At 67.9% G+C, this 14,028-nt stretch carries 9 protein-coding genes; 5 read left to right on the top strand and 4 right to left on the bottom strand.

Annotation, left to right across the window (positions count from 1 at the left end):
- Positions 1-18: 18 nt before the first annotated feature.
- A complete protein-coding gene (locus ACTMTI_RS42530; RefSeq protein ID WP_441126487.1) occupies positions 19-522 on the bottom strand; it encodes a FadR/GntR family transcriptional regulator in 504 nt (167 codons plus the stop codon).
- Between ACTMTI_RS42530 and ACTMTI_RS42525 the strand changes: the two genes are divergently transcribed.
- Together ACTMTI_RS42525 and ACTMTI_RS42520 are read left to right on the top strand one after the other, a co-directional pair.
- Entirely contained in the window at positions 494-1,129 is a 636-nt protein-coding gene (locus ACTMTI_RS42525; protein WP_441126486.1) for a carbohydrate ABC transporter permease, read from the top strand. The genes ACTMTI_RS42530 and ACTMTI_RS42525 overlap by 29 nt on opposite strands.
- A 1-nt stretch (position 1,130) precedes the next feature.
- A complete protein-coding gene (locus ACTMTI_RS42520) occupies positions 1,131-2,267 on the top strand; it encodes a mandelate racemase/muconate lactonizing enzyme family protein (RefSeq protein ID WP_441126485.1) in 1,137 nt (378 codons plus the stop codon).
- 160 nt (positions 2,268-2,427) lie between these two features.
- On the opposite strand, the gene ACTMTI_RS42515 is transcribed toward ACTMTI_RS42520, so the two are convergent.
- From ACTMTI_RS42515 to ACTMTI_RS42505, 3 genes are all read right to left on the bottom strand, one after another.
- Positions 2,428-2,997 (bottom strand): dihydrofolate reductase family protein, encoded by a 570-nt coding sequence (locus tag ACTMTI_RS42515; protein ID WP_441126484.1) that lies wholly within the window; start codon positions 2,995-2,997, stop codon positions 2,428-2,430.
- Between the two features lie 396 nt (positions 2,998-3,393).
- Complete coding sequence (locus ACTMTI_RS42510) at positions 3,394-4,824, bottom strand: arabinofuranosidase catalytic domain-containing protein (protein WP_441126483.1); 1,431 nt, start codon at positions 4,822-4,824, stop codon at positions 3,394-3,396.
- Between the two features lie 360 nt (positions 4,825-5,184).
- A complete protein-coding gene (locus ACTMTI_RS42505; protein ID WP_441126482.1) occupies positions 5,185-5,925 on the bottom strand; it encodes a FadR/GntR family transcriptional regulator in 741 nt (246 codons plus the stop codon).
- 740 nt (positions 5,926-6,665) lie between these two features.
- Here ACTMTI_RS42505 and ACTMTI_RS42500 point away from each other — a divergent pair.
- The 3 genes from ACTMTI_RS42500 to ACTMTI_RS42490 all read left to right on the top strand — a co-directional run bounded on the left by ACTMTI_RS42500 (position 6,666) and on the right by ACTMTI_RS42490 (position 13,733).
- The gene (locus tag ACTMTI_RS42500; protein ID WP_441126481.1) at positions 6,666-9,023 is read left to right on the top strand and encodes an RICIN domain-containing protein; all 2,358 of its coding nucleotides are present in this window, start codon (positions 6,666-6,668) and stop codon (positions 9,021-9,023) included.
- A 122-nt stretch (positions 9,024-9,145) separates the two neighbouring features.
- Positions 9,146-11,971, top strand: a complete 2,826-nt coding sequence (locus ACTMTI_RS42495) for an RICIN domain-containing protein (RefSeq protein ID WP_441126480.1) — start codon at positions 9,146-9,148, stop codon at positions 11,969-11,971.
- A gap of 10 nt (positions 11,972-11,981) precedes the next feature.
- Positions 11,982-13,733 carry a ThuA domain-containing protein gene (locus tag ACTMTI_RS42490; protein ID WP_441126479.1) on the top strand — a complete coding sequence of 584 codons (1,752 nt, stop codon included), beginning with the start codon at positions 11,982-11,984 and terminating at the stop codon, positions 13,731-13,733.
- The last annotated feature ends 295 nt before the right edge of the window (positions 13,734-14,028 follow it).

The raw sequence follows: 14,028 nt of genomic DNA, 5'->3' as shown, positions 1-14,028 counted from the left end.
CACGGGGTGCGTCCGGTGCTAACGCCGCAGCCGCACGGGATCGGCCGTTCCGCTGCGGCGGACGATCCAGGCCTCGGTGATGTGATTGAACATCGCCTCGGCGGCACCGTCGGGATCGTGGGCGGCGATGCGTTCGTAGATGCGGCGATGGCCGAGGTTCGACGCCACGCACAAGGCCCGCTCGGTCCGGCCCATGTAGCGGGCAGTGTTGAAGACCTGGCTTTCCAGCGCCCGTACGACGCCACGAGCGATGCGGTTTCCCGACGTCTGCATGATCGTGTCGTGGAAGGCGCGGTCGCTTTCGGCGTACGTGACCGGGTCGTCCACGAGTTCGTCCATCCGATCCACCAGTGCACGCAGCTGATCCACGGTGTCCGGCCCGGCCAGACGGGCGGCGACGTTCGCCATGTCGGACTCCAGCACGCGCCGTGTGACGACGAGGTCGTCGTCCCTGCGCTGGGACAACATCGCCGAGGCGTGGGTCAGCGCCGGAATGGCGCGGTACTTCGTCAACTCGTTCATCGTCGTGGCATGCGCCGTGTTCCTGCTGCTGCTGTTGGGGTCGATGGCCGGCTTCGCGCTGAGTCAGCTGCGGTTCCGCGGTTCTTTGGTGATCTTCCTGGGCTGTCTCGCGGGGCTGTTCATCCCGTTCCAGGTCATCATGGTGCCGCTCACCAGGGTCATGGCCGACAGCGGGCTCGTCGACACCTACCCGGGACTGATCCTGGCCTACGTCGCGCAGTTCCTCCCGTTCACCGTCTTCCTGATGACGAGCCACTACAGGACCATTCCGGCCGAGATCGTCGACGCGGCCAGGATCGACGGGAACACGGTGTACGGCGTGTACCGGCGGATCATGCTCCCGCTGGGCGTTCCGGCGCTGCTGTCGGTCGGCATCCTCGACGCCTTGTTCTGCTGGAACGACGTGCTCATCTCCCTGCTCATGATGCCGTCACCCGAGCATCGCACCCTCATGATCGGGGTCAACGCGCTGCGCGGGCAGTATTCCGACGACATCCCCACCTTCGCCTCGGGAGTCCTGATCGCCGCGATACCCCTGCTGATGGTCTATCTGTTCCTCCAGCGCCAGATCGCCGACGGCGTCACCGCCGGTTCCACGAAGGGCTGACATGCGAATCACGGGGTATCGGACCACGACGACGGTCCAGGAATGGGGCCGTCCCGTCGGCGACGCCAACGGCGTCTTCGCCGACGGAGTCGTCTCGGTGCCGCTCGTCATGGTGGACACCGACGAAGGGATCACCGGGATCGGCCTCGGGCCGCACGTGGAGATCGACGCCGTCTTCGCCGCGATCGAGGGCGAGGATCCGCGCGGCGTGACGGCGCTCTACGACCGCATGCTGCGGCAGACCTTCAAGGCCGGCCACGCCGGCGCCGTGTTCGGCACGATCGGCGCGCTCGACACCGCCCTGTGGGACATCAAGGCACAGGCGGCCGGTGAACCGCTCTGGCGTCTGCTGGGCGGACGCGACCGGCGGGTGCCCGCCTACGCCTCGGGCCTCGACATCGGCCTGACCGACGACGAACTCGTCTCGGCCTACCAGGTCTACGCCCAGCACGGTCTGCGGGCGGCCAAGATCAAAGGCGGCCTCGACATCGAATGCGACCGGCGCCGCCTGACGCTGGTACGGGACGTCCTGACCGAGGCCGGGCACGGATCGCGGCCGGGCCTGATGCTCGACGTGAACGAGGCCTGGACCCGAAAGCAGGCGGTCCGGCACGTCTACGAGCTCGAACGCACCCTGGATCTCGCGTGGATCGAAGAGCCGGTCCGGCGGTGGGACGCCGAAGGCCTGGCCGTCGTCGGCCGCGGGATCCGCGCCTCCGTCGCCACGGGGGAGAACCTCACCGGGCTCGAGCAGTTCCGTCCGCTGCTGGCCGCGGGGGCCGTCGACATCGTCCAGACGGCCGTGGTCTGGGGGGTGTCACACTTCCTCCGGGTGTCCGCCCTGGCGCACGCCCATGACCTGCCGGTCAGCCCGATCGGCTCCACGCCGGTCGCGCTGCTGCACGCCGCGACGTCGGTGCCGAACCACCTGGCCAGCGAGTTGCGCTCGACCTTTACGTCGAGGACGGCGCGTTCATCCTCGGAGACTCGCTGGGTCTCGGCATTCACGATCGACGAGCACGCGATCGACGCGTTCACCCGCCGGCCGGACGCCAGGGCCGCCGAGGGCCCCAACATCCGGCCGGAGCACGCCGGACGACGGCTGCTGGCGGCCACCGGCGGCTTCTATCAGACCTAGTGCCACGTCAGGCAACGTTTGCCCTGTCCGCTACCGGCACCTCGGGGCGATGTCCCCCGTCGATATGTCCGCGCGTTCGGGGGCACGGCCAGCGCGGCCAACGCGACCCCGAGCCGTCGTTCCGTCGCGAGGGAGCGGCCAACGTGCCAGGATAATCACGTCAAGCCGTAACTCGCGTGGGCCGGTATCGCAGGGCGACCGCCCCCGACCGGAACTCATGGCGGTCCACGGGCTCAAGCTGGATGCGCTCGCGCAGACCGGCGAGCAACGTCGGCCCGTGTCCGGCAAGGACCGGCTGCACAAGGAACTCGTACTCGTCGATCAGTCCCAGATCTGCCAACGCCAGGGGGAGCGTCACGCCACCCACCCACAGGCCCTCGCCTGACTCCTGCTTGAGCTGCTGAACCGCTTGCCCCAAGTCGCCTCGCACCAGCTCGGCATTCCAATCGACCCCGCTCAGCGTGCTCGACACGACGTACTTCTTCGCCCGGTCGATGGTCTCGGCGAACGGGATCTGCCACTCATCCATCCAGTCAGGCCACGTGTCCGTGGCCGGCTTCCGCCACGCCGACTCCATCATCTCGTAGGTCACCCGGCCGAATAGCAGGGCATCGGCTCGCTCCATCTCAGCGGTCCAGTAGCGCATCGACTCCTCGTCCGGGGGGAGCCCTGCCTCGTGATGGCAGCAGCCGTCGAGCGTGACGTTGATCGAGTATCGAAGTGGTCTCATCTCGTTGCTCTCCCTTGATGCGCGCAGCGCGTTTTCACCGGACGTCTACTTAGACGACTGTCGGCGCCATTTCTCATCGGCGCCCGATCCCACCTACTCAACACCGTCGTGATGCGAACCAGACCGCAGACCGAGCGCGCGACCGATTCGGCGCTCGGGGCGTTCAGGTTCGCAACGGGACGGCGCCCATAACGCTCGACTTCGATGCACGGTGCCACGTCACCTACCGTCGGCTCAGGGCCAACGACGAACGTCGCAAACGTTGCCTGACGCGGCACTAGTGTCGTGCCCCCCTCGCCGGTGCCCGGCCTCGTCCGGATGCCGGCCACCGCCTCCCCCTGCTGGGCGGAGTGGGTGGCCGGCGTCCGGGCTCGCCAAAAGGCCCCTGAGACCGGGTCAGCGGTAACCGGCGGCGATGATGTCGGCCTGGACGGCGTTCTCCGTGGCGTCGGTGGGATAGCCGGCGACCATCGCGCCTTCGTAAAAGGTTCCGGCGCTGAGGTTGGCGCCGCCGTCGGGCTTGCAGCAGTCGCCGCCGCTTCCCAAGATGATGGCACCCTGCTTCTTCATCGGGCTGTAGCCGTTGGGGAGCGGCCCGTCGTACAAGGTGTACAGGCTGCCGGACTGCGCGTTGCTGCCCTTGATGGCGAACCGGGTCGTGCCGTTGTTCTTCAGCGTGGCGGTGACGAACTTGTGGGGGAAGGCCCGCTGGTTGGGGTTCCACGACTGGCTGCCGCCGGGGTAGAGCCCCCATTCGAGGTCGGCCTGGACCCAGGGGCCGGTTCCCTGGCAGCCGCCGAACCAGCATTGGGTGCTGAAGTTGATGGCGTCCATGGCGCCGGCGGCGTCGGCCTTCCTGGTCGTCTCGCTGTTGCCGTAGTCGAAGCAGCAGCCGCTGTTGACGTGGGTACCGCTGGTGACCATGTACATGCCCTCGGGTGCGCTGCCGGTGGGCACGCCGGTCAGGTGGCCGTCCCGCCAGTAGCTGTTGCCGGGGTTGATGTAGAGCGAGTAGGCCTTGCCGCCGCCGACGGTGAGCGACTCGGTGGTCGCGATCGCGGGCCTGCTTTGGGGGGAGCCGGGGACCACGCTGGATCCCTGATACCACAGGTCGTTGCCTCGCCCGGACTGGTCGTACACGACGGTGATGACGCACGTGGTGCCGGCGCAGAAGGAGTCCTGGGCCGCGGCGTTGGCGACGCCGCCCGCGGTCGCGACGCCGATGTTCCTGGTCGTGTTGTCGGAGGAGCGCCTGACCTGGTACAGGTTGCCGTTGTACGAGCCGTAGAGCGCCCGCGTCGTGCTGTGCGCGGCCACGCACGGCGTACCGCCCGAGGCGTAGATGTCGCACGGCCGCGCGCCGGGCGGCGGCGGCTCCGCTCCGGTGGTCCATTTCTGGTTGTTTCCGCCGTGGCAGGTCCAGATGTGCACCTTGGTGCCGTTGGCGGTGCCGGCGCCGGACACGTCCAGGCACTTGTTCGCGCCGACGGCGGTGATGGTGCCGTCGGCGTTGAGGCGCCATTTCTGGTTGTTCTGCCCGTTGCAGTCCCAGATGATCACACTGGTGCCGTCGGCGGTGCCGCCGCCGTAAACGTCCAGGCACTTGGTGCCGTACACCCGTAGCTCATCGGAATTGATGGAGGTCCACTGCTGGCTGGCCTGGCCGTTGCAGTCCCAGATCTGCACCTGCGCGCCGTTCGTCTGCGAGGTGCCGTTGACGTCCAGGCACCGGTTCGACCCCACGCCCACCAGCGGCGCGGTCGCTGCCGAGGCCGGTGCCGACCATGTCAGGGCTGTGGCCAGGAGGGTCGCCAGCGCCGCCACCACAGACGCGACGTGGGCGGCCCGAGAGCGCCGCCCACGCGTCGCACGGCCCGATAAGGGAACGGATGAAGGCTGCATTGTCGTACTCCTTGGGGGATAGCTGCTCGGAAACCGGTCGCCACAACGAGTGCGAATCGATTCGCCAACGTACTGAATCCACTGAGGAGGGGGAGACGGCGGTGCACAGCGAAGCACATACGACGGGCGGATCGCCTGTCAAGGCTCCGTCCTGTCCGCCTGCCTGCCGGAACCCCTGCCCGGGGGCGCTCGCAGTCGGGCCCGATGAAACGTTCATCCGGCGCCGGCTCGCCTGGCCATGTGTCGTCGGTTCCCATATGGTCGAACCGGTTCGGGGCAGCCGGCTCAGTCGGATGAGGAGAAGAGGCGCTGCTGGATCTCTCGCCGGTAGTCGTCGAGAGTGTTGTCGATGTGCGTGGCGGCGGCCTGGGCGGCCGCTTCCGGGTCGCCGGCGCGGATGGCTCGGTAGATGGCGTCGTGCTCCTCGACGGCCTTGGCGGCGTGCCCGCCCACCGAGCCGCGCAGCCCGATGAGGTTGGACTGCGCCTGCAACCTGCGGGCCTCCCGCACCGCGACCTGGAGGAACATGTTGTGCGAGGCCGTGGCGATGGCGGTGTGAAAGGTGTGGTCCCCCTCGTTGAACAGCTCCTCGCGCCCGGTCTCGAAGCCGTGGCGGCACACGCCGGCCGCCTCCTCGATGGCCCTCAGCTCCGCGGGGGTGGCGCGGCGGGCGGCCAGCCGGCTGGTCTCCATCTCCTGCGCGCGGCGGAACTCGAACAGCATGTAGACGTGGTCGAGGTCGGTCGGGAGGAAGAAGGACGCCCAGCGCCCGGTGCCGAGCATCCCCTCGTCGTCGGCCACATACAGGCCGCGGCCCTTCTGGGCGCGCACCCGGCCGAGCGCGGAGAGTATCTTCACCGCCTCGCGCACCACGGTGCGGCTGGTGCCCAGATGCCGGGCCAGCTCGTTCTCGGTCGGCATGCGGTCGCCCGGACGCAGGCCGAGCCGGACGATGAATTCCAGTACCTGCTCGGCGGCCACCTCGTAGCCCGGCCGGTATCCGCTCTCGCGCGGGGTGTCGGTCACCGCTTCCTCCTCGCCGTTCCCTGCAAGAGTATGGCTGATCGACGTCGCCCTCCCGGAGGACTATCAGGTGCGTCCGATCAGTACGACACATCTGAAAGCTTCATTCGAGCATGATGGGCGCGAGCGTACGCCGTGGCAGGTATCGCCGCTGGTGAAGGAGTAAAGCGCACAAAGCATGGCTAGACCTTCGGTATATAAACGGCGAAATAAGCGGGCTTAAGGTCTTGACGCATCATGACTCCGAACGTAATTAGATAGCGAGGCCCCGAAGGACGCGCTCCTTCAGGAACCTCCGCGGCTGGATCACATGGACGCAGTGTGGAGGCACTTCGCGGCCCTCCGCATCGTGACCAGCCACGTCGACGTCCACAGCTTCGTTTGCCATGCGTCCCCTTGTGGTCTCACCAGTGAGGCGCGCCACCTTGGGAGAAGCACGTGACCGATCGAACGAGCTACGTGGACGAGGCGGGCCTCGATCCGGCGCGGCCATCCCGTCGGCGCCATGACGGCGCAGGTGACAGTCTCTGCCGGCCCACTGATCGCGCTCACCATACCGCCGAGCAGCATGATCCGACTGATCCCGGAGCCGGATCCGCACAGCCGGCCGCCGTCATGCTTCTCTCCCCGTTCGACGACGGCCTCCACCTCAGAAGAGCGTCACCTGCCTGAGGATCAGGGCGTGACCTGGCCATACCTCTACCCCCCGAGGAACGACTGTGCCATTACCTTCGCCCGTCACGATGCTGAGACCGATCCTGATCGGCATCGTCACCGCCGCGCTGGCCGCGGCGTTCGCCCTCGTCGCCCCCGCCACCCCGGCCCTCGCGGCGACCACGACCCTGTACGCGTCACCCGCCGGCACCGGCACCGCCTGCACCTCAACCCAGCCGTGCTCGCTGTCCGCGGCGCAGACGGCGCTACGTTCGCTGAACGCCGGCATGTCCGGGGACATCGTCGTCGAGCTGGCCGACGGGGTGTACCGGCTGTCCGCGCCGCTGCGGCTGACCGCCGCCGACTCCGGGAACAACGGCTACTCCGTCAGATGGCAGGCCGCGGCGGGTGCCGTACCGGTCATCAGCGGAGCCAGGGCGGTCACCGGCTGGTCGTTGGCCGACTCCGCGAAGAACATCTGGCGCGCCAACGTCGGCGCCGGGATCGACACCCGGCAGCTGTACGTCGACGGCACGCTCGCCACCCGGGCGCGCACCGCCGTCAACCGGTCCGACTTCACCGCGAGCAGCACCGGGATGAGGTTCACCAGCGGCGCGCTGAGCTATCTGAACAACCTCGCCAACCAGGGTCGGGTCGAGATGGAGAGCGTCGGTTCGTTCACCGACCGGTACGCGCCGGTGCAGAGCATCAGCGGCAACCTCATCACGATGCGGCAGCCCGCCTGGAACAACAACAACTTCGGGTACGACACCTTCACCAGCCCGCACCGGGCGGGGCCGCTCTACCTGGCCAACGCCTACGAGTTCCTCGACTCGCCGGGGGAGTGGTACCTCGACCCCGCAACCGGCGCCCTGTCCTACATCCCGCTCGCTGGGCAGAACATGGGCAACGTCAGCGTGGAGCTGCCGGTGCTCCAGTCGCTGGTGCATGTGGGGGGAACCTACGACGCGCCCGCGCACCACATCACGTTCAGCGGGATCACCTTCACCGGCACGAGCTGGCTCGGCCCCAGCGGCAACCAGGGCTACGTGGACCAGCAGACCGGCGCCTACATAGCCGGCAACTGGAGCTGGCCCGCCTTCACCTCCTGCCATCAGGGCTGCCGCCAGTTCGAGGCGACCCGGCCGAACTGGTACCAGATGCCCGCCGCCGTGCAGGTCTCCGCGGCGAACACCGTCACCTTCACCGACTCGCGCTTCGTCAACCTGGGACAGACGGCCATCGGCATCGGCAATGACGCCAACGCGCACGCCAGCGGTGTCGGCCTGGGCGCCGCCGACATCACGGTCACCCGGTCGGAGATCGCCCGCAGCTCGGCCGGCGGCATCGTGGTCGGCGGCGTGCGCGCCGACGCGCACCACCCGAGTGACCAGCGGATGGTCAACCGGAACATCACCGTCAGCGACAACCGCATTCACGACCTCGGCCTGGACCACCGGGGCGTCGTCTCGGTCCTGACCACTTACGTCACCAACACCGACGTGTCCCACAACGAGGTCTACAACATGCCGTACACCGGCATGTCGATCGGGTACGGCTGGGGCGCCAACGAGCCGGGCGGCAGCACCCACTACGCCGACCGCGGCCTGTACGACTTCCAGCCGCGCTACACCACGGCCACCACCGCCTCCGGCAACCGGCTCATCGGCAACTACGTGCACGACGTCATGCAGCAGATGACCGACGGCGGCTGCATCTACACGCTGTCGTGGAACCCGGGCGCGGTGATCAGCGACAACCACTGCCTGCGCATCAACGGCTGGTTCGGCATCTACTTCGACGAGGGCTCCAGGTACTACACCGTCAGGAACAACGTGCTCTCGAACACCGGCACCTGGGCCACCGCCAACTACTGGTACGGCGAGAACATGGGCAATTTCACCGTCACCGGCAACTGGTCGACCAACGGCAGTACCAACGTGACCAACGGCGACCGCGGCAACGTGGTGAACAACAACGTCACCGTCACCAACGGCGCCTGGCCGGCCGGCGCCCAGGCCGTGATCGCGTCCGCCGGGCCCCAGGGCCGGCCTTCGGGGAACACGAGCGCGTTCAAGGGTGTGGGATCGGGCCGGTGCCTGGACGTCAGCGGCGCCTCGCAGGCCAACGGCGCGCAGGCGCAGATCTGGGACTGCAACGGGCAGGCCAACCAGCAGTGGACCTCCACCAGTTCCGGTGAGCTGCGCGTCTACGGCGGCAAGTGCCTGGACGTGAACGGGGCCGGGACGGCGGACGGCACCAGCGTGATCATCTGGGACTGCAACGGCCAGAACAACCAGAAATGGCGCCTCAACGCCGACGGCACCATCACCTCCGTCGGAGCGAACAAGTGCCTGGACGTGTCCGGAAACGGCACCGCCAACGGCACCAGGATGCAGATCTGGACCTGCCACGGCGGAGTCAACCAGAAGTGGACCCGCGCCTGACACCGTCCGCCTGACGACGGGCCTCGTCTCTCACCGTGGCCAGAGGCGGCACTCCTCTGGCCACGAGCAGAATTCCGGCCGCCTTGCCCTGATTGGTCTTCCTGTTGCAGGAGGGAACACTCATGTCCCGACGTCCGTGGCTCACCTTGCTGACCACGATGGCGCTCATCACTTCCGGAGCACTCGCGCTCAACGCCTCCCCGGCGAACGCCCTCGACATCCCGCCGTCCGACTACCAGCAGGTGTCTCTCGCCTCGGGTGGCGCGGAACTGGGTGAGGCGATGTCGCTGGCCGTGATGCCGAACCGGTCGGTGGTGCACACGGCGCGCGACGGCACGGTGCGCGTCACCGATGTCAACGGCAACACGAAGGTGGCCGGCAGGCTCAACGTCTACTCTCACGACGAGGAGGGCCTGCAGGGTGCGGCGGTCGACCCGAACTTCGCGTCGAACCGGCACATCTGGCTCTACTACTCGCCGCGGCTGAGCACGCCGAACGGCGATGCGCCCAGCACCGGCACGCAGGCGCAGTTCGACCAGTGGAAGGGCGAGCTGTACCTGTCCCGGTTCACCCTCAAGCCGGACGACACTCTCGACATGACCAGCGAAAAGGTGGTCCTGCGGGTCCAGAACGACCGCGGCCAGTGCTGTCACGTGGGCGGGGACATCGACTTCGACGCCGCCGGCAACCTGTATCTGACCACCGGCGACGACACCAACCCGTTCGAGTCGAGCGGCTACTCCCCGCTGGACGAGCGGACCAACCGCAACCCGCAGTTCGACGCCCAGCGCTCGTCCGCCAACACCAACGACCTGCGCGGCAAGCTCCTGCGCATCAAGCCGCAGCCCGACGGCACCTACACGATTCCCAGCGGCAACCTGTTCCCGCAGGGGACGGCGAGGACCCGGCCGGAGATCTACGCGATGGGCTTCCGCAACCCGTTCCGGATGAGCGTGGACAAGGCGACCGGCATCGTTTACCTCGGCGACTACGGGCCGGACGCGGGTGTGACCAACCCCAACCGCGGGCCGAGCGGGCAGGTGGAGTTCGACCGCATCACCGGTCCGGGCAACTACGGCTGGCCGTACTGCACGGGTACGAACACCACCAGCGAGACCTACAACGAATGGAACTTCGCCACCAACAGCACCGGCCCGAAGTACAACTGCGCGGGCGGCCTCACCAACAACTCCTTCCGCAACACCGGCCTGACCACGCTGCCTCCGGCGAAGCCGGCGTGGATCAGGTACGCGGGGGACGCCGGATCTCCGCCGGAGTTCGGCTCGGGGTCGGAGTCGCCGATGGGTGGTCCGGTCTACCGGTACGACCCGGACCTGAACTCGGCCGTCAAGTTCCCCCAGGCGCTGGACGAGCGGTATTTCGCCGGTGAGTACGGCCGGCGCTGGATCAAGGCGATCGAGGTCAAGCCGGACGGCGCCTACGGGGAGATCTCGGCGTTCCCCTGGTCGGGGACGCAGGTGATGGACATGGCCTTCGGTCCTGACGGGGCCTTATACGTCCTCGACTACGGCACCGGGAACAACAACCAGGCGCTGTATCGCATCGAGTACATCGGCAACGCCAACCGCAATCCGATCGCCAAGGCGTCGGCCGACAAGACGTCGGGACCGGCCCCGCTGACGGTGAACTTCTCCTCGGCGGGCAGCTCCGACCCGGAGGGTGGCGCGCTGACCTACTCGTGGAACTTCGGCGACGGCACCACCTCCACGGCGGCGAATCCCAGCAAGACCTACACCACGAACGGCACCTACACGGCGACGCTGACGGTCCGGGACCCGCAGGGTCTCCCCGCCACGGCGAGCGTGATCGTGAACGTCGGCAACACCGCACCGACGGTCAGCCTCACCATCCCTGCCGACGGGCAGCTGTTCTCCTTCGGCGACACCGTGCCTTTCCAGGTCACCGTCAGCGACCCGGAGGACGGCACGATCGACTGCGCCGAGATCACCGTCGCCTACTTCCTCGGCCACGACAGCCACCGCCACAAGATCACCTCCAATACCGGCTGTTCGGGCTCCATCTCGCTGCCGGCCGACGGTGAGCATGACACTGCGGCCAACATCTACGGCGTCTTCGAGGCCTCCTACACCGACAAGGGCGGTCTGACCTCCACCAGCGCCCGTACGCTCCAGCCGCGGCACCGGCAGGCCGAGCACTTCGGCGCCCAGCAGGGCATCCAGACTGCCGACCACGCCACCGCGGAAGGCGGCAAGACGGCCGGCTTCACCGACGACGGCGACTGGATCTCCTTCCAGCCGTACAACCTGGGCAACGCGACGAGGATCACCGCCCGGGTCTCCTCGGCCGGCGCGGGCGGCCGGATCGAGGTGCGGGCGGGCTCGGCGACGGGCACACTGCTGGGAACGGTGAACGTCGCGAGCACCGGCAGCTGGGACGTCTTCACCGACGTTTCGGCGAACCTCAGCGGCGCGCCGGCCGGCACGACGACGCTGTACCTGGTCTTCCGTGGCCCGACCGGACAGGGCTACCTGTTCGACGTCGACACCTTCACCTTCGACACCGGCACCCCGCCCTCGGGGAGCACGAGCGCCTTCAAGGGTGTGGGGTCGAACCGGTGCCTGGACGTCAACGGCGCCTCGCAGGCCAACGGCGCGCAGGCGCAGATCTGGGACTGCAACGGCCAGGCCAACCAGCAGTGGACCTCCACCAGTTCCGGTGAGCTGCGCGTCTACGGCGGCAAGTGCCTGGACGTCAACGGGGCCGGGACGGCGGACGGCACCAGCGTGATCATCTGGGACTGCAACGGCCAGAACAACCAGAAGTGGCGCCTCAACGCTGACGGCACCATCACGGCGGTCGGCACGAACAAGTGCCTGGACGTCACCGGCTCCGGCACCGCCAACGGCACCAAGATGCGCATCTGGACCTGCACCGGAGGAACCAACCAGCGCTGGACCCGCGTCTGAAAGGACACCCATGCTGCGACATCTCACCCCCGCCGCGCTCGGGCGCATCGCGGGGCGCGACCGAAAGACATCTGTGCTGCGACGCCTGTCGATGACGGTGGCGGCGATCATCGCCGCCGCGACGGTGATCCCCGCCATCCCCGCCCAGGCCGCCGCCTTCAAGGTGCTGGTGTTCTCCAAGACGGCAGGGTTCCGGCACGACTCGATCCCCAACGGGATCCAGGCCATCCGCGACCTGGGGGCCGCCGACGACTTCGCCGTCGACGCCACCGAGGACTCGAACGCCTTCAGCACGGCCAACCTGGCCCAGTACAAGGCGGTGGTGTTTCTCAACACCACCGGTGACGTGCTGAACGACAACCAGCAGACCGCCTTCCAGACGTACGTGGACGGCGGGGGCGGCTACGTGGGGGTGCATTCGGCCGCGGACACCGAGTACAACTGGCCGTACTACGGGCAGCTGATGGGGGCCTGGTTCAACAACCACCCGGCGATCCAGCAGGCCACCGTACGGAACGAGGACCGGGCGCATACCGCGACCGCTCACCTGGGGGCGACCTGGACACGTACCGACGAGTGGTACAACTACCGCACCAACCCCCGCTCGAACGTCCGGGTGCTGCAGAGCCTGGACGAGGGCAGCTACAGCGGCGGCGGCATGGGCGATCACCCGATCACCTGGTGCCATCCCCAGTCCTCCGGCCGCGCGTTCTACACCGGCCTCGGGCACACCAAGGAGTCGTACGCCGATCCGAGCTTCCGCACGTTGCTGCTCGGCGGAATCCGGTACGCGGCCAAGGCCACCAACGCCGACTGCCGCCCGGAGACCGGGTACACGACGTTGTACAACGGATCGACGACGGGCTGGTCGCAGGCCGGGCCGGGGTCGTTCGCCAACAGCGACGCCACGCTGACCTCCCAGGGCGGCATGGGCATGCTGTGGTACGGCGCCAAGGAGTTCCGTTCCTACTCGCTCAAGCTCGACTGGAGGCTGACCGGCGACTCCAACTCGGGCGTGATCGTCGGGTTCCCGGCCACCGGCGACCCGAACGCGGCGCTCAACACCGGATATGAGGTGCAGATCGACGCGACCGACACCCCGGACAGAACGACGGGGGCCATCTATGGGGTCAAGGCGGCGGACATCGCCTCACGGGACGCGGCGCTGAATCCGCCGGGTCAGTGGAACACCTATGAGCTGCTGGTGGAGGGTGAGCGGCTGCAGGTGTTCCTGAACGGCACGAAGATCAACGATTTCACCAACAGCGACCCGGTCCGCTCGCTCCAGCAGGGCTACATCGGCATCCAGAACCACGGGTCCGGCGACGTGGTGTCATTCCGCAACATCCGCATCAAGGAGCTGAACCCGTCGAGCAGTACGAGTGCGGTGCGGGGTGCGGGGTCGGGCCGGTGCCTGAACGTCAACGGCGCCTCGCAGGCCAACGGCGCGCAGGTGCAGATCTGGGACTGCAACGGCCAGGCCAACCAGCAGTGGACCTCCACCAGCGCCGGTGAGCTGCGCGTCTACGGCACCAAGTGCTTGGACGTGAACGGGGCCGGGACGGCGGACGGCACCGCCGTGATCATCTGGGACTGCAACGGGCAGAACAACCAGAAATGGCGCCTCAACGCCGACGGCACGATAACCGCGGTCGGCGCGAACAAGTGCCTGGACGTGTCCGGCGCCGGCACCGCCAACGGTACCAAGGTGCAGATCTGGGCCTGCCACAGCGGCACCAACCAGAAGTGGACCCGCGTCTGAGGCCATCCGTCCACAGCCCGGGGGAGTGGCCGGGAGCTTCAGTACTCGGCGGGATATCCTGCTCCGGTGGATGTCTTCGCACCTGACATGACGGCCGGCGTGGCCCCGATCGGGGCCACGCCGCAGACACCTTCCCCGAAATTCTGGCCCTGATCGCCGCGGGGAGAGGCATATTCCCACTTCAGGTAGCCGCGCGAGCATCAAGTATGTGACAGCCATGGCTCCCTCCACAGCGGTCCGAAGGCAGTGATCTTCTGAGCTGAGCTCAGGGCTGCTGCCGGAACGGGGCGAGCGT

The sequence above is a fragment of the Nonomuraea sp. H19 genome (genome assembly GCF_052068215.1).
Taxonomy (GTDB): Bacteria; Actinomycetota; Actinomycetes; order Streptosporangiales; family Streptosporangiaceae; genus Nonomuraea.
Note: the sequence above shows the minus strand (reverse complement) of the source record. Positions and strands in the feature narration are given on the sequence as shown.

Coding starts and splice junctions, on each gene's coding strand:
- ACTMTI_RS42525 (WP_441126486.1), top strand. CDS start 494: ATGGCGCGGTACTTCGTCAACTCGTTCATCGTCGTGGCATGCGCCGTG.
- ACTMTI_RS42530 (WP_441126487.1), bottom strand. CDS start 522: ATGAACGAGTTGACGAAGTACCGCGCCATTCCGGCGCTGACCCACGCC.
- ACTMTI_RS42520 (WP_441126485.1), top strand. CDS start 1,131: ATGCGAATCACGGGGTATCGGACCACGACGACGGTCCAGGAATGGGGC.
- ACTMTI_RS42515 (WP_441126484.1), bottom strand. CDS start 2,997: ATGAGACCACTTCGATACTCGATCAACGTCACGCTCGACGGCTGCTGC.
- ACTMTI_RS42500 (WP_441126481.1), top strand. CDS start 6,666: ATGCTGAGACCGATCCTGATCGGCATCGTCACCGCCGCGCTGGCCGCG.
- ACTMTI_RS42495 (WP_441126480.1), top strand. CDS start 9,146: ATGTCCCGACGTCCGTGGCTCACCTTGCTGACCACGATGGCGCTCATC.
- ACTMTI_RS42490 (WP_441126479.1), top strand. CDS start 11,982: ATGCTGCGACATCTCACCCCCGCCGCGCTCGGGCGCATCGCGGGGCGC.